Here is a 16,813-nt window from a genome sequence, read left to right on the forward strand (position 1 = left end):
AAGATTAAGTAAAGTACTTACTATTAATTATCTCTTATTGACTACTATTTGCACTAATATCAAGCTTCTGATTATCAATCTAAATATTTAATACAATTTTACCTGTGAACATTCCCCCTTACAGAGTCTTTCAATATTAGATTTTTTCCATTAATTTGATAAATATATTCTTGGTATATTGCATCGTTAATTACAAAATCTTTTTGAGTAAATTTTTCCAAGTCTTTTTGAAAATATTTTTTTACAAAGTTTTTTCCAATTCTGCTGTTATCTATAATGTAGGTAGCTTTTAAAGTTTCATCTTTATAGATACCATAGAGATTTTTCTCCTCACGATTTACTCCAATAGGACTAAGAGTAACAGATAGAGTGCTGTCCTGATAAAAATAAACTTCATAAACATAAATTGAATTCTCAGGAGTTTCTTTAAATGGATTTTTTTTCTGATAATTTATTAAAACATTATACAAATTATCATTTAAATCTGTCTTGTTTTTTTTCTTTTCACATGATGTAAACAAGAAATAAATAAAAGCTAAAATTATTGTAATTCTCATTATTGTAAATCTTTACTATTGTTAATTTTTCTGATGAGTTTAATACCTTGAGGAGTAATATTGTAAAGATTCCCTGAATTAGGGAAATAAGTTTGATATTTGTAATTGATTGGCTCACCAGTACCATTTCCTCTTACATTGTAATAATCTCCAGAAATTTTTGTTCTTCCATTTTGTGATTTATAACCCATTGAGTTTATTTCTGTAAAACTACTGTCATAAGTATCCTTGCTAGGATGATTATGTGTTAGCCTTCTTTCACTTCCTTCTGCAACACCAATTTGGCTCATGCCTGGTGACTTTTCATCTGAATTGTATGTTTGGAGAGATATAAACCTCTTATCGTTTATATTAAAGTCAGTCAATGAAAATTCAACTTTAGAATTCTTAGCTGAAAAATCAAACAGACTTGTCATATCACTCTCAGTAGATGCAGTATGTTCTTTTATAGCCTGATGATAAGCTGGGTAACTGTCTGATGTATTTCCATCTCTATAATATTGTAACTGTCCAACAATTCCTTTTTGTACCGTAACACTCTTACTTTTATCTACATTACCCTTACTATCTGATGCAAACAATGTATCAGTTTTATCATTTGTCTTTTCTATTAACTTAACCTGCCCATTTTGAAGTAACTGGAAATTATCAAGAACACCTCTTCCATCAGGGTCAATATTTTTTATTGGGTTATTCATAACCATGTTATAAGGAGACCAGCTCGAATACTCTTCACTTAAAGGGTCAGGTGAAAACCATCTACCTGCTGTATCTAAGTAGGGTTGTGCATCTGGGTCACTTAAATCTATTTCCCTGAACTCTGTAATTTCTTTGGTTTTCCTGTTGTACTTTACAGAACCTATGTTAACAACAGCATCCATGTCATGAAATTCTAAGTATTTCCCTTTGCTGAGTGTAGCAATTTTGGGATAATAGCCACGGTCTTTAAAAGGATTCCCAATAGCAATATTCTTTCTTCTTCTTTCAGCTTCTTCAGGAGTAATCGAATCTCTGGTCTTTAGAACCTCATCCATATAGGGTCTGTTTCTTTCTTCTTTAGTAAGTTTTACAGGATTTACCCATTTCTTTTCAGCTTTGGGCTTGGTTTGAGTTTTCTTGACCTGAGCCTGTGTAATTCCAGTAAGAAGAACAAAACCAGCCAATACAATTCTTTTCATAGTCATTTGGTTATTTAGTAAAGTTATTCATTAGTTTTTTATTTTCATATTTATTCCTTTCTCTTTTTAAAGAAACAAGCCAGTCTAAATACATTTCCTCTGGCATCTGCCTGAAACCAATATCATAAATATGTCCGTATTCCTCTGTCATTAGCTCCATGAGTTCCTTAGCTTTTGGGTCTTGTTGGGCTTTTTTTATGTTTTCAGGATTAGTGGAACTCAAATTCTGTTTATCCATCAATTTTTCAAACTGTTGTTTGTGAGTTTCAGCCCTAAGGATAAGAGCTTTGGCAAAGTTGGGATAAATCTCTATTGCCCTGTTGATTGTTTTTAGAACAAACTCCCCATCATTGCCAGGAAAACTCCTGTTGTAAGCCTGTGCTAAATCAAATAGGCATAGTGCAAGGCTTTCCTTATCATTTAAAGCTTTCATAAACACACCATTTTTGATAGCATCCAAATGGATATACCCCGAAGCCATCAACCATGAATCCTGAGGAAACATCCCACTGGTAAGCTCAGTATTATACCACCCATCAGATTTAATCTGGTGTTTGATGTATACATGGTTAGGGGCAAGGGCTAAATTGGCTGTTTCTCCCAATTCTTCTACTAATATTTTGTATAGATAAGGCATAGAGTTGCAATTCCCTTTCTTTGTAGCCAATAATTTTGATACAAATAAGTTGGTAATATCGTTGTGCCCAAATACATCGTTAAAATCATAATTAAAAGGCTTATACTGTATTACGGTGTCTTTTATAGCAATAGGCAGTGTCTGGCACATAATGGAATACACTGCTGCATATTTACTTACTTTGTCTTTATCAGACTGTTTGTAATTTAAATCCCTGTTAGCTACAATAGCTTTGGCAAATTTTGTTAAAAACCTGATTTCATTATTGAGTTGTACAGTATCCAGTTTTCCCTGATAATATGCATTCTCTACACTGAATACAGCATCTTTAAAGCTATATTTTTGCTTATCATTCAGCATGTTGTCAATGGTCTGATAGGCATCATTATAAAACTGGTTATTTTGGGCTTTAACTATTCCTGAATTTAGCCATACCAATGCTAAGGATAAAAGGGATATAATTTTATGGGATAAATATCTTTTCATTATGGTTATAAATGTTTTGGGTCTATAGGGAAATACTGGGCTTTCTCGTTAGACTGCTCGGATTCTCTTTTCTTTTGTTCTTGGGCTTTTCTTAAAGCTTCCTGTTGTTTCTGCTTTTGCTTTTCAGCATTAATCTGTTTCATTCTTTCAGCAAGAGCTTCACTTTTTTGCCTGTTGGCTTTACCTTTCATGTTACCCAACCATTCTTCATAAGCACCCTCAGGCATCGGAACATAACCCAAATTATCAATATTATTGAACTGGGCTTTAGTCTCCTGTAGTAATGCTAATGCTCTTGGATAAAATCTAATGTTTTGCAGTTCCTCAGGATTTTCAAGGTTTTTAATTCCCAATTGTCCTGCTACATATCCTAACTTAACTTGTTGGAAAGTTGATTTTAGCAGGTTAGCATAAATATTATTGGGTGAATATTCCAGAGCTTTGTCTAAAGTCTTTCCTACAAACTCATCCATTCCGTATTTATGAGCATAGCCATTGGCTAAATCTGCATAGAACTGGGCTAATAATTCTCTTTTGCTCAACTCTTTCATATAAATATCGTTTTGCAAAGCCTCAGATTTGATGTAGCCCGATTCCAGTATTAAGGAATTGGCTGTAAAAATACCATTGGTAAGCTCCAAATTCTGCCATTCTCCCTCTTCATCCTTAAACTTGACATACGTATGATTGGGGGCAACAGCTAAATAGGCTTCTGTATCCATTTCTTCTGCCAGCATCAAATAATACAAAGGCATGGAATGGCATTGCCCAGAGCCTGTTTTAAGAAGTTTGGAAATAAACATTTTGCTCCAATCCTTTGCTCCCATATAATCTTCAAAATCATATTTGATGGCTTTGTGCTGGACTCCCCCCAGTTTCATACCTTTAGATAGGTACTCAAAAATCATCAGGTTCTTATCTGGATTGCTTTCAGTATCCTGATTTCTTTCTTTCATTTTCTGCAAGAGCTGTTTTGCTGTTTTCTGAATACCAGATTTGAACTGATTATAATTTTGCTTATTCCCATAGTAAGCATTTTCCACAATAAAATTGGCTTCACTTACGGAGTAATTGTCAGTATTGAGTGAGGCTAATTGACTGTAAGCATCATAATAGGATTGTGTTCCTGTTTTTCCTGAAAATGAAGGGAGGTTATAATAAGAATCTTCTAAGGCTTGTTGCCTGTCATAGTTCTCCTGTTTATTTCTGAGTTGCTGTTCTTGGGCTGCTCTCTTAAAATCTTCCTGAACCATTTTCATGTTCTGCTGTTCTATCTCTGAACTGCTTTGATTGTATAAGCCACCATGAGGAACAGAGGGGACAACAGACCTTGCTGAACTTCCGTAGTTTGAATTTGAAAAGTTTCCCAGATTGCTTGGGATAGCAGCTTGGGAAGTAGGGAAATTCGGAATCTGTCCCAATCCACATATACTGATACACAACAAGGGCAAAACTTGTAGCTTTTTCATCGTACATATTAGTTTTTATGCCTATTAAAGGTGTGCAATTTTACGAAAATTCAATGAATTGTGAAAATTAAAACCTTTCATATAGTTATTTATGATATTATTAGGCAAATCTATGTGAAGGGTGCGACAAAACATGTCACATTTAAATTTAATTTAAAGTTATTATGAAAATTATATGTTGAGAGCATTTATTTTATCCAGAATGTGAGAATACATTTTAACAGTATCAACCAAAAAATCACTCATTATCTCACTAAGTGGTAGAGTAATTAAAACCAGAAACATTGTCATACAAAAGTAAAATTAAAAGACATTATGTCACACGGGCAAGAAAAATAACTCAACCACTAAGCCAAATTGTAAATGGTATCACTATTGACAGAACAAGGGTGGTTGAGTTGCAGACAACCTTGAAGGTATCTTTAATTAGCAAAGCAAATATACAACTTCTAAAGGTTCTAGCAAACGGGATTTCAATCTCACCCGTTTTGTTGAGAGGTACAAAAATCAATATATATGAGTTGTTATATAATTAACTACGATTTGAATAACTCCAAAGATTATGAAAGCCTGTTTAAAGCCATAAAGTCTTACGGGACATGGGCAAAGGTTTTAAAATCCTGCTGGGCAATTGTAACAACAAAAACTGCTGCTGAAGTAAGAAACCACTTAGCTTCAGTGATGGATAGTGATGATGGGCTTTTTGTTGTAAAATCAGGTGGTGAAGGAGCTTGGAGAAATTTAGACCCTACAGTCAGTGATTGGTTAAAAAAGAATCTGTAATGTTAGAGCCACTTAATTGTGGCTCTTTAACTTACTTTTATGCTAACCTTTTTACATCAAAACAATTATGAATATGGTAGCAACTTATGTAATTCACCTATAGCATTAAATACATCATCACTCTCTAAAAATTTTTCTATTTTATAAGAACTATTTGAAAGAGTTGTTAATTTATCTTTCTTCCATTGTGCTGAATAAGAAGATATAGACAGTCTATTAGCTGCCCACAAAAAACCTTTTTCAATATTGTCTCCAAAAAAGTTCATTTTAGTTACTTGTAATTCCAAATCATAGGATTCCATAGGGTATCCAGCTTTACAATTCCAAGCCTTTAATAATCTAATTATAGGTCTAACAATGCTATTATATTGTTTATTCACACGAGTTAATTCATTTTTAACATCGGTAGGGTCTGTAGTTTGCCACCCATAATCTCCTGGTATATATAAAATAGATGAATAAATAAGTTTTTCTTCTTTGGCAGGCACTAAATCATACTTAATATTATTTAACTTAATAGTTACAGTTGGAAAATCTTTAATTACTTCTGAACCATATCTATCCTTGTAATATTTATCTGCAAAAAGCTTAAGCCAACTTCTATATGTTTCTGGTGTCCTCTCATCATCAGTATGATTGAAAACAACCATAACATCCACATCAGATTTGGAGTCATATTTCCTTGGTAAAATTGTATCTCTATCATACGAACCAAAAATAAAACTCCTATTCATTAGGGAGCCTAAATCTGTATTAAGATTTTTGAAAAGATTGGTTATTGAGTTTTCTATTTTGATTACCTCTATAGAATCATTTTTCAAATAAATATCAGAGGATAATTGCCTTAAATAATTATTTATTGTTACTGCCATTTTTTTATGTATCTAACTCATCAACTGTATATGTTTCCTCACCATCTTCAATCCCTTTTTTTGCATCATTATAATCTTGCTGATTGGTTGGAAATACCTCTGCCTCAATGTTTACACTTTCAATTTCATCTGCAAGACTATCTAATCTCTTGATTATTTCTGGTTTAGGTAGAACGTTATCTTTTAAATAAGATTCAAGTCTTTTACTTTTTTTCATTATAGATAGATACTTATTACCAACTCTTCTATGTCCCTCAACTTTCTTTTCATGATTTAAAAATGTTTGAAAACCAGAAAGTAAAGCTGTAAGCAAAGTGATGAATAATGGCACATACTTAATCCATCCTTCAACTCCATCTGTAAGGACATAAAAAAGAATCGAACCCGAAATGATATTTAATACTAGTAGTGGTATTCCAATCCAATAATGATATTTTTCTTTACGGTCTGCTGCATTAAAGTGTTTCTTTTTGCCATATAAAGCATCAACTTTAATTCTTTTTATAAGTGCTATTGTATCTTGCATCATCTTGTTTATTAAACTCTAAATATAAAAAAAAAAATTTCTAGAACACAAATCCTATTTCATTAATCTAAATCCGAGTCTATCCAGAATATGAAACCTTATTTTAAATCAGGAAGTAGCTTTTTATATGTAATTCAACTACCTATATGAACAACAAGCCCCTCCTTTTGTTTTAGTTTTGGTAGTACCCCCTCTTTTTGAAATCGGGCTTACCTCTGTTTATCTGGAAAAAGATAAAATATTTTTAGTTTGGAGATTTTTCGAGAGCTACAGCAGTAAGTTTTGCTCCTGAAAATTTACTAAATGAGGTACTGAGATAAGAAATCATTATCTTTGTTATATAAGAAATGTAGGGAAAATGTGGGGAAGAAAACTTTAATAAAAAACAAAACCCACTGATTATCAGTAGGTTTATATTTAACTATTGCGGAGAGTGAGGGATTCGAACCCCCGGACCTGTTACAGTCAACAGTTTTCAAGACTGCCGCAATCGACCACTCTGCCAACTCTCCAGAAACTCCGATGATATCGTCGTTTTCAGTGGTGCAAATATAGAAATATTTTTTAATACCGACAAAATAATTTTTTAAAGCAAATTGATAAATAAAAATCTTTATGTAAAGTTTTTCAGATTGTAATTCATCGTCAGGTTTTTATGGCTTGGTTATTGAAAGAATTTCAAATAAATTATACAGATTATGAACAACAAAATAGGAATTATTGCAGGTAGTCTTCGTAAGGAATCATTTTCAAAAAAGATTGCAAAAGCAGTGGCTGATTTACAACCGGAAGGAATTTCGTTCGAAATTGTATCCATTGATAATCTTCCGATCTACAATCAGGATTTTGACGATTTGAATGACGTGCCTGAGTCTTACAAGACTTTTAGAACAAAGATGAAGGAATATGACGGTTTTATTTTCATTACTCCTGAGCACAACCGTTCTATTCCTGCTGTGCTGAAAAATGCAATCGATGTGGGATCTAGACCAACAGGAGAAAGTTTCTGGGATAATAAACCTGCAGCTATTTTTAGCAGTTCGCCCGGAAGTATTTCAGCTTTTGGTGCCAATCATCATTTAAGGCAATGTTTTGTTTACCTCAATTTACTGACCATGCAGCAGCCGGAGGTTTATATAGCCAATATTTCAGAATGGTTTGATGATAATGACAATATAAAAGATGAAGAAAACAAAAAATTTCTGAAATCGTCTGTAGATGCTTATGTAAAATGGTTTAACAGATTAAAAGAATAATCAATTTATAAATCCTGTTTTAGTTAACAGGATTTTTTATTTACAAGTCAAAAAAGATTTTAAATCAATTCATTTTTTTAAGAAAAAGAACTGATTGATATGTTTTAAAATAAAATTGATTGCACATGAAATTAATTTATATGTTTAATTTTATTGCAATATTATAATATGGAAAATATAACGGTAAGAAAAGTAAAGGAATCAGACAACGAAGCACTCGCAAAACTGATCAGGGATACTTTTGAAGAACATAATGCACCAAAGGAGGGAACCGTGTACTCAGACCCTACAACATTTGCGCTTTACGAATTGTTTAGAGTTTCGGGTTCTGTACTTTGGGTAGGAGAGATCGACGGTGTTATTTCCGGTTGCTGTGGCGTTTATCCTACAGAAGGTTTGCCTGCCGGTTGTGCTGAATTGGTAAAATTTTACCTTAAACCTTCGTCCAGGGGTAAAGGTTTAGGAAAAATGCTCATGAATGAAAGTATAAAAAGTGCAAAAGAATTCGGATATCATGATCTTTACCTTGAAAGTCTGCCGGAGTTTTCTAAAGCTGTGAAAATGTATGAAAACATGGGTTTTAAGCTATTGGATAAACCATTGGGTAATTCCGGGCATCATTCATGTACGTTATGGATGATTCGTAGTCTTGATGATCTTTAGATTGAATTTATCTGCTTATATTAAATTTTAAATAGTTAATATACCAGAAGAACTGAACAAAATAAAGCTTCATTAGCAATAAAATCGTTCAGTTTTCTGATTCATAATTAGCTTTTTTATTAATTAATATCTTCAATCTTTAATCCTGGCTGCAAGCACAATATGTGGACTGAAGCTGAGTAATTCAGTATCCTTTTCCGTGAATTTAACCAATTGTAAAAGTCGATTATGCTTAACAGGATCTGCCCAGCTTTCAAAAAAATTGCCATCCAGCCATGCAATTCCTTCTACGGGAAGTAATTCAATGGGCTCAAAGCCTGCCATTTCAAATTCTGAAACTAATTCCGAAGGCCTGTGATAAAAGGCATCTGCGAGCATAAAAGGAAACTCTTCGGGGGGATGATGAATGCCGGAAGATAATTCTTCTTTACACATAGCAAATATTTCAGTGTTGTGAATGAGTCCACTGTGCAAAGCTGCAATAGCAGAAGCAGAATGCGTTATCGCAAATCCTAAAACAATTCCGTCTTTTTTCAAAACTCTTTTAGCCTCATCCATCGCCGCCAATCGGTCTTCCTGCTGTTGTAAGTGATATAAAGGACCGTGTAAAATGGCCAGATCCTGGCTTGCATCATCTAATGGTAAGTTGCAAGCTTCGCCAAGAATGCATGTAAAACGATTATTTTGTCTTGAGCGTTTCCTGGCCAGATCAATATGTTTTTTTACCGGGTCAATCAATACAACATCGTGGCCAAAACCGGCAAGCCATTCCGCATAATGTCCCGGACCGCCGCCGATATCAGCGATGTGGGAATGCTTATTCAGGTAACGTTGAATGATTAGTTTATTTCTTTCGAATTCCAGTGGTCCCAGGCCTACTGAAAGTCTTGCTTCTTCCTGTTTTTTAGTATAGAAGCGATCTATAGATGGGTCAATAAGATTCATTTTGTTTCTTTTGATAGTATTAAATAAAATAACATCCGGTCATAAGAAAAACCGGGATGAGAATGACGCAGAAGCGTCTCATGATATTTAAGAAACAATTGTGATGTTGCAAATATATATAATTTGTTTAAATGACTCACGGTAAGTAGAATATTATTCAAGGTCCGTAAAGCATTTACCATAGTAAAGTAGACTTTTACCGTAGTGAAGTATAACGTTACCGTAGTGAAGTAGACTGTTACCGTAGTGAAGTATAACGTTACCATAGTGAAGTAGACCGTTACCATAGTGAAGTAGACTGTTACCGTAGTGAAGTAGACTGTTACCGTAGTGAAGTAGACCGTTACCATAGTGAAGTAGACTGTTACCGTAGTGAAGTAGACTGTTACCATAGTGAAGTAGACTGTTACCGTAGTGAAGTAGACTGTTACCGTAGTGAAGTAGACTGTTACCGTAGTGAAGTAGAGTATTACCGTAGTGAAGTAGAGCGTTACCATAGTGAAGTAGACCATTACCCAAGGTGAGCCGTTACCTAAGATCAGTGGAATGTTATCCAGGAAAAGTAGAATAATACTCAAGAGAAGTTAGGCTGTACGAGGGTTAGTCTTGAATTAAAATATTATTTTTAACGTTTTTTTAATCTCATTTTATATTTAAGATTATTTTTAAGTTATTACCTTTGTCACAGCAATGAAGGCAAGGGTTTATCAATATTTATACAGCGTACTGTTTGTCCTGTCAACCGTTATGAGTTGGTATTACGGACAGGTCCAGCAGTATATTTCTGATGATAATACTTCTGATATAGAATTCCTTACTGATATTCATAGTGTAAAAAAGAAAACAACAGATTCATTTCTTTTTACTGAAAAAAATACCGCATTTCATTATAACAGCAGCCATCCCCGTTACAATAAATTAAGAGCAAACCTTTCCGAAAGTGACAATGATAACGATGATAATACAGAATCATCGGGATCAACGGATCTGCTTAAGATCGCCAGAGACGAATTTGGTCATTCCTTCGCAGATTGTGTCACCATATTCCACGACAGGAAAATTGCAATTTCTCTTTTAAATACTGAACTTTTAAATTCCCCTCATGATGACTTGTACCTTCAGTACAGGGTCATCCGACTGTGAGATTATAATTCTTTTTACGAACAATATAACGGCTTTCATACTGAAGGCCAGTAATTCTATTTTTCAAATTTAAATTATTATAAAACATTATGATCATGGTCAAGAAAAGTCTCATGTATGTAAACCTGTGCCTTATTCTTTGGTGCATAAGCTGTAATTCCGAGAAAAAAGAAAAAACCGAATCAGCAACATTCAACGTTACCAATCCTCTGGTAAAAGATACACTGATAGACAAAGAATATGTAGCGCAGATCCGATCCATCAACCATATTGAGCTTCGCGCTCAGGAGAAAGGATATATTCAGTCCATTTATGTAGATGAAGGGCAATTTGTTCATAAAGGACAATTGTTATTTAAGATTATGCCTAATCTTTACGAATCTGATGTCAACCGTGCCAGAGCAGAAGCAAAATATGCCGAAATTGAATATCAGAATACCAAAAATCTCTCCGACAAAGATATTGTGGCCCCACAGGAAATGGCGATGGCTAAAGCCCGTTACGAAAAGGCTAAAGCGGAACTGTCATCTACCAATACCCATCTTCAGTTCACAGAAATCCGCGCACCATTTTCAGGAATCGTAGGAAAGCTCCATGTGCGTAAAGGAAGTCTTGTTGATGATGGAGAACTTATCACAGAGCTTTCTGACAACAGCAAAATGTGGGTTTATTTCAATGTTCCTGAAGCCGAATATCTGAATCAGATGGATCAGAGAAAAGGTAATGAACCATTACACGTTCGTTTAAAAATGGCAAACGGGAAAGAATTCAGTCAGGACGGTGTCGTAGAAACTATAGAATCTGATTTCGACAATGAGACCGGAAATATTGCTTACAGGGCCACCTTCCCAAATCCTAACGGACTTTTACGATATGGTGAAACAGGAAATATTCTCATCACTTCACCATATGCAAACGCTGTTATGATTCCTCAGAAAGCCACTTTTGAAGAATTGGAAAAAAAGTATGTTTACGTAATTACCAAAAACAATAAAGTAAAAGCCCGCGAAATTAAAATCGCTGCTGAATTACCCCATATCTATGTCGTAGCTTCTGGCCTAGGTAAAGATGAAAAGATACTTCTGGATGGATTGAGACTGGTTCAGGAAAACCAGAAGATCACGTCAAAATACCAGAAGCCTGAAAAAGTAATGTCTAATCTGGATCTGTACGCAGAATAACCCAAAAGCTGAATTATGTTTAAAAAAGTAATACACAGACCGGTTTTTGCGATTGTGATCTCGGTAGTTATTTTATTTATCGGAGGGTTGGCAATCAAACAGCTGCCTACAGAACAATTCCCTAAAATTGCACCGACTACCGTAGCTGTTTCCATTGCATATCCGGGTGCGAGTGCCGATGTTTTGGTTAAATCATCATTAATTACCATCGAAAACGCCATCAACGGGGTGCAGGGGATGCGGTATATCACGACGGATGCTACCAGTGCCGGGGAAGCGACAGTTAACGTGGTTTTTGATCCCGGAACAGATCCCAATGCTGCGGTAGTATTGGTAAAGACAAGAGTCGATCAGGTAATGCCATTGCTTCCTGAGCTGGTACAGAAAGAAGGGGTAGTGGTAAACCCAATTCAGCCCAGTATGCTGATGTATGTCAACCTGTACAGTACCAGTAAGGACATGGATGAAAAATTCCTGTATAACTATGCGACGGTAAATATCATCCCGGAAATAAACCGTATTCACGGGATTGCCAAATCACAGATTCTCGGAAGTAGAAGATATGCCATGAGAATATGGTTAAACCCCGACAGGATGCGTGCTTATGATCTTTCGGTGGATGAAGTCATGAAAGCGATCGGCGAGCAGAGTATCATCGGTCGTCCCGGAAGGATCGGGCAGAGTTCGGGAATTGCCGCACAGTCGCTGGAATACGTACTCACATACAAAGGTCAGTATAATACACCCGAAGAATATGAAAACATCATTGTCCGCTCCAACTCAGAGGGAGAAAATATTAAGCTGAAAGATGTTGCGAAAGTAGAGCTTGGAAGCGAGTTTTTTGATATTTATTCAAATCTGGATGGGCATCCTTCTGCTTCAATTGTATTAAAGCAAAACTACGGAAGTAATGCCAATGACGTCATTAAAGATGTAAAAGCAAAGCTGGAAGAAATGAAAGTGAACTTCCCACCGGGAGTAGATTATAAGATCAGTTATGACGTTTCTCAATTCCTGGATGCTTCGGTGGAGCAGGTGATGCACACTTTAAGGGATGCTTTCATTCTGGTAGCGATTGTTGTGTTTATATTCCTGGGCGACTGGCGTTCGACATTAATCCCGATTATTGCCGTTCCGGTTTCCCTGATCGGGACTTTCTTTGTAATCCAGCTTTTCGGATTATCCATAAATCTCGTAACGCTTTTTGCGCTTGTATTGGCCATCGGTATTGTAGTGGATAATGCCATTGTGGTAATAGAAGCCGTGCATGCCAAGATGGAAGAAAGCGATATTTCTCCGTACAAGGCTGTAAAAGAAGTAATGGGCGAGATTGCAGGAGCCATCATTGCTATTACCGCGGTAATGGTAGCGGTATTCATTCCTATATCTTTTATGACGGGACCTGTGGGAACATTCTATCGTCAGTTCTCTATCACGATGGCAAGTTCTATTGTAATTTCTGCAGTCGTTGCTCTTACCCTGACGCCGGTTCTTGCAGCGATGTTATTGAAAAATAACCATGGAAAACCTAAAAAATCAAACCTGTTTACAAGATCGATGGATTCATTTAACAGAGGGTTTGATAAGATTACGGGTAAATACGCATCTTTTCTGAGAAAGATTGTTACCCGTAAAGTAGTTACCTGGGGAATTCTGGCTGCTTTCTGTGTAGGTATTTTCATCGTTAATAAAACACTTCCGGGAGGATTCATTCCTAACGAAGACCAGGGAACCATTTATGCAATCGTTCAGACACCTCCTGGATCTACACTGGAGCAGACCAATAAAGTTTCAAGAGCTTTACAGAAAATATGTCAGGGCGTAGACGGCGTTGAATCTGTTTCTTCGCTGGCCGGATATGAGATCATGACAGAAGGACGTGGTTCCAATGCCGGAACCTGCCTCATCAACCTTAAAAGCTGGGGCGACCGTAAGCATAATGTGAAAGAAATTATGGAAGAGCTTGAGGAAAAATCTAAGAATCTCGGGGCTACCATAGAGTTTTTTGAACCGCCGGCAGTTCCCGGATTCGGATCATCAGGAGGGTTTTCCGTAAGATTGCTTGATCTCAACAGAACCACTAATTACCAGGATTTTGATAAAGTCAATAAAGATTTTATTGCTCAGCTTAAAAAACGTAAGGAACTCACCGGGGTTTTTACATTCTTCGCTGCCAATTATCCTCAGTATGAGCTTGTTTTTGATAACAATGCGGCCATGCAGAAAGGCGTTTCTATCGGTAAGGCAATGGATAATCTTAACATATTGATCGGAAGTACATACGAACAGGGATTCATCCGTTTCGGACAGTTCTTTAAAGTTTATGTTCAGTCATCTCCGGAATTCAGAAGGCTTCCTTCGGATATCATGAATCTTTATGTAAAGAATGATCATGACGAGATGGTACCTTATTCGGCATTTATGACCCTAAAGAAAACCCAGGGACCGAATGAGATTACCCGGTACAACATGTATAATTCAGCAGCCATCCGTGGACTTCCTGCTGAGGGATATACGACCGCTGACGCTATTCAGGCTATTAATGAAACCGCTGCCAAGAGTCTGCCTCACGGCTATAAAGTAGCGTGGGAAGGTTTATCTTATGACGAAGCACAGCGTGGTAATGAAGCTATTTATGTATTCCTGGTGGTTCTTGTTTTCGTATATCTTGTGCTTGCCGCCCAGTATGAAAGTTTTATCATTCCTTTTGCCGTATTGTTATCACTTCCGGTAGGGGTTTTTGGATCTTTCTTACTATTGAAGGCGATGGGACTGGAAAATGATATTTACGCGCAGGTAGGACTCATTATGATTATCGGATTATTAGGAAAAAATGCCGTGCTTATCGTGGAATTTGCTGTTAAAAGGCGGCAGTCGGGAGATTCTATCCTTGAGGCAGCAATTGAAGGCTCAAAAGCTCGTTTCAGACCGATTCTGATGACATCTTTCGCCTTTATTGCAGGATTGGTTCCTTTGGTTTTTGCCAGCGGTGCCGGAGCGATCGGAAATCATACCATCGGAGCTTCTGCATTAGGAGGAATGCTTATCGGAACGCTGTTCGGGGTAATTGTTATCCCGGGACTCTATTACATTTTTGCCAAGCTATCAGATGGCAGAAAGATGATTAAAGATGAAGACGAATCACCATTAAGCGAAGATATGATCCATTATGAATAAGAGAAAAAATAAAATATATCAGTATACAGCAGTTTTGCTGCTGCTCAGCGTTGCGGCATGTAAACCGGTAGAAATACAGCAACGTGCCGAAAACAGAACCGTACCTGAAAAATATACTTCTGAAGATCAAAATACCAGCAACTCAGGAAAACTGAAATGGAATGAATATTTCAGTGATCCAAATCTTCAGGCACTTATCAATGAAGCCCTGAAAAATAATCAGGAGCTGAATATCATGCTTCAGGAAATTGAAATTTCAAAAAATGAGATCAGAGGCAGAAAAGGGGAGTACCTCCCATCGGTAGGCCTGAAAGCCGGTGCAGGGGTTGACAAGGTAAGCCGGTATACCAATATCGGAGCCATGGAGGCCAATACGGAAATAGAGCCGGGAAGAGAAATGCCGGATCCTCTTTTTGATTTTGGGGTTGGTGTTCAGGCTAAATGGGAAACGGATATCTGGGGAAAGCTTCATAATGCTACCAGAGCTCAGGTGCAAAGGTATTTGGCCAGTATTGAAGGCCGTAACTTTATGATGACCAACCTGATTTCAGAAATCGCCGATTCTTATTACGAGCTGCTTGCTATGGATAATGAGTTGGTTATTTTGAATCAGAATATTAAAATTCAAAATGATGCACTCAGCATTATTAAGGAATTAAAAAAGAATGCCCGGTCTAACGAGCTGGCTGTGAAAAGATTTGAAGCCCAGGTATTGAAAACCCAGGGAATGCAGTATGATATTCAGCAGAGAATTGTAGAAACTGAAAATAAAATCAATTACCTGGTCGGAAGATTTCCACAGCCGGTAGAACGCAGTCATGATAATTTTGATGAAGTGGTTCCGCAGGTTGTTTATACGGGGATTCCTTCTGAGCTGCTCGAAAACCGTCCGGATATCAAGCAGGCTGAGTATGAACTTGCCGCCTCAAAACTCGATATTAAGTCGGCGAAAGCAAGATTTTATCCATCACTGGATATAGGCGCAGGTTTTGGATTGCAGGCATTTAATCCGACGTATCTGATTAAACCTGAATCATTTCTTTTTTCATTAGCCGGAGAGCTTACAGCACCACTTATCAATAGGAATGCTATAAAAGCCGCATATTACAACGCAAATGCAAAACAGGTGCAGGCTGTATACCATTATGAGCAGACTGTTTTGGGTGCTTATATTGAAGTAGCCAATCAGATCTCTAAAATTAAAAACCTGAACAGCAGCTATGATATCAAGGCTAGGGAAGTGGATGCTTTAACAAAATCTATTGACATCTCCAATGATCTTTTCAAATATGCACGGGCTGACTATATGGAAGTTCTGCTGACGCAACGTGACGCTCTTGAGTCAAAATTTGAGCTTGTAGAGAAAAGAGTGAATCAGCTAAAAGCCAGTGTTGCGATTTACCGAGCACTCGGTGGAGGATGGGATCAGAATCCTCTGGTACCGCCTGACATTATTAAAAAATAATATCTTTTCATACCAATTCTTTAATCGTAGAGCTTACCGAAAACCGGTAAGCTCTTTTGATATATTTTAAATTGATAGACAAGTAATCTATAAAATGTTAATTTGAACTAGTGGGTATTAACAGGTTTTCAATCTGTAGCAAAACCGCATCAATATCAAAAGGCTTGCTTACAAATTCATTTGCGTTACATCTGCTGGTCACTTCATGATCTTTCGCATGGGCGCTCATGATCATTACAGGAGTATTGGCCGTTTCAGGCTGTGATTTTAATTCATTGCATACGTCAATTCCTGAGCCGTCAGGCATCATTACATCCAATATGAAGATATCCGGAACAACCGAGCGATCTCTGTTGTTGAATGCTTCTACGGTAGAAAAAGAACGAACATCATAATCTTCAAATGACAGGAGTAGCTGTAATGCATCTCTGATGCCTGTCTCATCTTCAAGTATAAAAATTGTTTTCATAATTCT

The 16,813-nt window shown here is 36.6% G+C and carries 16 protein-coding genes and 1 tRNA gene; 7 read left to right on the forward strand and 10 right to left on the reverse strand.

Annotated elements, in window-relative coordinates; genetic code table 11:
* Positions 1-98: 98 nt before the first annotated feature.
* Genes BMW64_RS05875 through BMW64_RS05890 form a run of 4 tightly spaced genes read right to left on the reverse strand, consistent with a single transcriptional unit; the run spans position 99 to position 4,327 of the window.
* Positions 99-557, reverse strand: a complete 459-nt coding sequence (locus BMW64_RS05875; protein WP_089999082.1) for a hypothetical protein — start codon at positions 555-557, stop codon at positions 99-101.
* Positions 557-1,735 (reverse strand): RHS repeat-associated core domain-containing protein, encoded by a 1,179-nt coding sequence (locus tag BMW64_RS05880; protein WP_089999083.1) that lies wholly within the window; start codon positions 1,733-1,735, stop codon positions 557-559. Before BMW64_RS05880 ends, BMW64_RS05875 begins: the two co-directional genes overlap by 1 nt.
* A gap of 10 nt (positions 1,736-1,745) precedes the next feature.
* Positions 1,746-2,858, reverse strand: a complete 1,113-nt coding sequence (locus BMW64_RS05885) for a hypothetical protein (protein WP_089999084.1) — start codon at positions 2,856-2,858, stop codon at positions 1,746-1,748.
* A 5-nt stretch (positions 2,859-2,863) separates the two neighbouring features.
* Positions 2,864-4,327, reverse strand: coding sequence for a hypothetical protein (locus BMW64_RS05890; RefSeq protein ID WP_143052647.1), 1,464 nt, complete (start codon positions 4,325-4,327; stop codon positions 2,864-2,866).
* Between the two features lie 516 nt (positions 4,328-4,843).
* On the opposite strand from BMW64_RS05890, the gene BMW64_RS05895 reads away from it, so the two are divergent.
* Positions 4,844-5,110 (forward strand): hypothetical protein, encoded by a 267-nt coding sequence (locus tag BMW64_RS05895; RefSeq protein ID WP_089999086.1) that lies wholly within the window; start codon positions 4,844-4,846, stop codon positions 5,108-5,110.
* Positions 5,111-5,175: 65 nt separating this feature from the next.
* Here the strand turns inward: BMW64_RS05895 and BMW64_RS05900 are convergent, their stop codons facing one another.
* From BMW64_RS05900 to BMW64_RS05910, 3 genes are all read right to left on the reverse strand, one after another.
* Positions 5,176-5,982 (reverse strand): SMODS domain-containing nucleotidyltransferase, encoded by an 807-nt coding sequence (locus BMW64_RS05900; protein ID WP_143052648.1) that lies wholly within the window; start codon positions 5,980-5,982, stop codon positions 5,176-5,178.
* A gap of 4 nt (positions 5,983-5,986) precedes the next feature.
* Positions 5,987-6,511 carry an SLATT domain-containing protein gene (locus tag BMW64_RS05905; protein WP_089999088.1) on the reverse strand — a complete coding sequence of 175 codons (525 nt, stop codon included), beginning with the start codon at positions 6,509-6,511 and terminating at the stop codon, positions 5,987-5,989.
* Between the two features lie 424 nt (positions 6,512-6,935).
* Positions 6,936-7,020 (reverse strand) — tRNA-Ser (locus tag BMW64_RS05910).
* Positions 7,021-7,206: 186 nt separating this feature from the next.
* On the opposite strand from BMW64_RS05910, the gene BMW64_RS05915 reads away from it, so the two are divergent.
* Together BMW64_RS05915 and BMW64_RS05920 are read left to right on the forward strand one after the other, a co-directional pair.
* Positions 7,207-7,764, forward strand: a complete 558-nt coding sequence (locus tag BMW64_RS05915) for an NADPH-dependent FMN reductase (RefSeq protein ID WP_089999089.1) — start codon at positions 7,207-7,209, stop codon at positions 7,762-7,764.
* Between the two features lie 168 nt (positions 7,765-7,932).
* On the forward strand, positions 7,933-8,427 hold the full coding sequence (locus BMW64_RS05920) for a GNAT family N-acetyltransferase (RefSeq protein WP_089999090.1): 495 nt from the start codon (positions 7,933-7,935) through the stop codon (positions 8,425-8,427).
* Between the two features lie 132 nt (positions 8,428-8,559).
* Here BMW64_RS05920 and BMW64_RS05925 read toward each other — a convergent pair whose 3' ends face one another.
* Both BMW64_RS05925 and BMW64_RS20410 read right to left on the reverse strand, forming a co-directional pair.
* Positions 8,560-9,372 (reverse strand): class I SAM-dependent methyltransferase, encoded by an 813-nt coding sequence (locus BMW64_RS05925; RefSeq protein ID WP_089999091.1) that lies wholly within the window; start codon positions 9,370-9,372, stop codon positions 8,560-8,562.
* On the reverse strand, positions 9,369-9,764 hold the full coding sequence (locus tag BMW64_RS20410) for a hypothetical protein (RefSeq protein ID WP_143052649.1): 396 nt from the start codon (positions 9,762-9,764) through the stop codon (positions 9,369-9,371). Before BMW64_RS20410 ends, BMW64_RS05925 begins: the two co-directional genes overlap by 4 nt.
* Positions 9,765-10,119: 355 nt before the next feature.
* On the opposite strand from BMW64_RS20410, the gene BMW64_RS05930 reads away from it, so the two are divergent.
* From BMW64_RS05930 to BMW64_RS05945, 4 genes are all read left to right on the forward strand, one after another.
* A complete protein-coding gene (locus BMW64_RS05930) occupies positions 10,120-10,515 on the forward strand; it encodes a hypothetical protein (RefSeq protein WP_089999092.1) in 396 nt (131 codons plus the stop codon).
* Between the two features lie 95 nt (positions 10,516-10,610).
* Positions 10,611-11,696, forward strand: a complete 1,086-nt coding sequence (locus BMW64_RS05935; protein WP_089999281.1) for an efflux RND transporter periplasmic adaptor subunit — start codon at positions 10,611-10,613, stop codon at positions 11,694-11,696.
* A gap of 15 nt (positions 11,697-11,711) precedes the next feature.
* On the forward strand, positions 11,712-14,873 hold the full coding sequence (locus tag BMW64_RS05940; RefSeq protein ID WP_089999093.1) for an efflux RND transporter permease subunit: 3,162 nt from the start codon (positions 11,712-11,714) through the stop codon (positions 14,871-14,873).
* Complete coding sequence (locus BMW64_RS05945) at positions 14,866-16,338, forward strand: TolC family protein (RefSeq protein ID WP_089999094.1); 1,473 nt, start codon at positions 14,866-14,868, stop codon at positions 16,336-16,338. Before BMW64_RS05940 ends, BMW64_RS05945 begins: the two co-directional genes overlap by 8 nt.
* A 97-nt stretch (positions 16,339-16,435) precedes the next feature.
* Here BMW64_RS05945 and BMW64_RS05950 read toward each other — a convergent pair whose 3' ends face one another.
* On the reverse strand, positions 16,436-16,807 hold the full coding sequence (locus BMW64_RS05950; RefSeq protein ID WP_228400855.1) for a response regulator transcription factor: 372 nt from the start codon (positions 16,805-16,807) through the stop codon (positions 16,436-16,438).
* Between the last annotated feature and the right edge of the window lie 6 nt (positions 16,808-16,813).

The sequence above is a fragment of the Chryseobacterium taichungense genome (assembly GCF_900109935.1).
GTDB lineage: Bacteria > Bacteroidota > Bacteroidia > Flavobacteriales > Weeksellaceae > Chryseobacterium > Chryseobacterium taichungense.

Coding starts and splice junctions, on each gene's coding strand:
- BMW64_RS05950 (WP_228400855.1), bottom strand. CDS start 16,807: ATGAAAACAATTTTTATACTTGAAGATGAGACAGGCATCAGAGATGCA.
- BMW64_RS20410 (WP_143052649.1), bottom strand. CDS start 9,764: ATGGTAACAGTCTACTTCACTACGGTAACAGTCTACTTCACTATGGTA.
- BMW64_RS05935 (WP_089999281.1), top strand. CDS start 10,611: ATGGTCAAGAAAAGTCTCATGTATGTAAACCTGTGCCTTATTCTTTGG.
- BMW64_RS05895 (WP_089999086.1), top strand. CDS start 4,844: ATGAGTTGTTATATAATTAACTACGATTTGAATAACTCCAAAGATTAT.
- BMW64_RS05890 (WP_143052647.1), bottom strand. CDS start 4,327: ATGAAAAAGCTACAAGTTTTGCCCTTGTTGTGTATCAGTATATGTGGA.
- BMW64_RS05900 (WP_143052648.1), bottom strand. CDS start 5,982: ATGGCAGTAACAATAAATAATTATTTAAGGCAATTATCCTCTGATATT.
- BMW64_RS05905 (WP_089999088.1), bottom strand. CDS start 6,511: ATGATGCAAGATACAATAGCACTTATAAAAAGAATTAAAGTTGATGCT.
- BMW64_RS05930 (WP_089999092.1), top strand. CDS start 10,120: ATGAGTTGGTATTACGGACAGGTCCAGCAGTATATTTCTGATGATAAT.
- BMW64_RS05945 (WP_089999094.1), top strand. CDS start 14,866: ATGAATAAGAGAAAAAATAAAATATATCAGTATACAGCAGTTTTGCTG.
- BMW64_RS05920 (WP_089999090.1), top strand. CDS start 7,933: ATGGAAAATATAACGGTAAGAAAAGTAAAGGAATCAGACAACGAAGCA.
- BMW64_RS05915 (WP_089999089.1), top strand. CDS start 7,207: ATGAACAACAAAATAGGAATTATTGCAGGTAGTCTTCGTAAGGAATCA.
- BMW64_RS05875 (WP_089999082.1), bottom strand. CDS start 557: ATGAGAATTACAATAATTTTAGCTTTTATTTATTTCTTGTTTACATCA.
- BMW64_RS05885 (WP_089999084.1), bottom strand. CDS start 2,858: ATGAAAAGATATTTATCCCATAAAATTATATCCCTTTTATCCTTAGCA.
- BMW64_RS05880 (WP_089999083.1), bottom strand. CDS start 1,735: ATGAAAAGAATTGTATTGGCTGGTTTTGTTCTTCTTACTGGAATTACA.
- BMW64_RS05925 (WP_089999091.1), bottom strand. CDS start 9,372: ATGAATCTTATTGACCCATCTATAGATCGCTTCTATACTAAAAAACAG.
- BMW64_RS05940 (WP_089999093.1), top strand. CDS start 11,712: ATGTTTAAAAAAGTAATACACAGACCGGTTTTTGCGATTGTGATCTCG.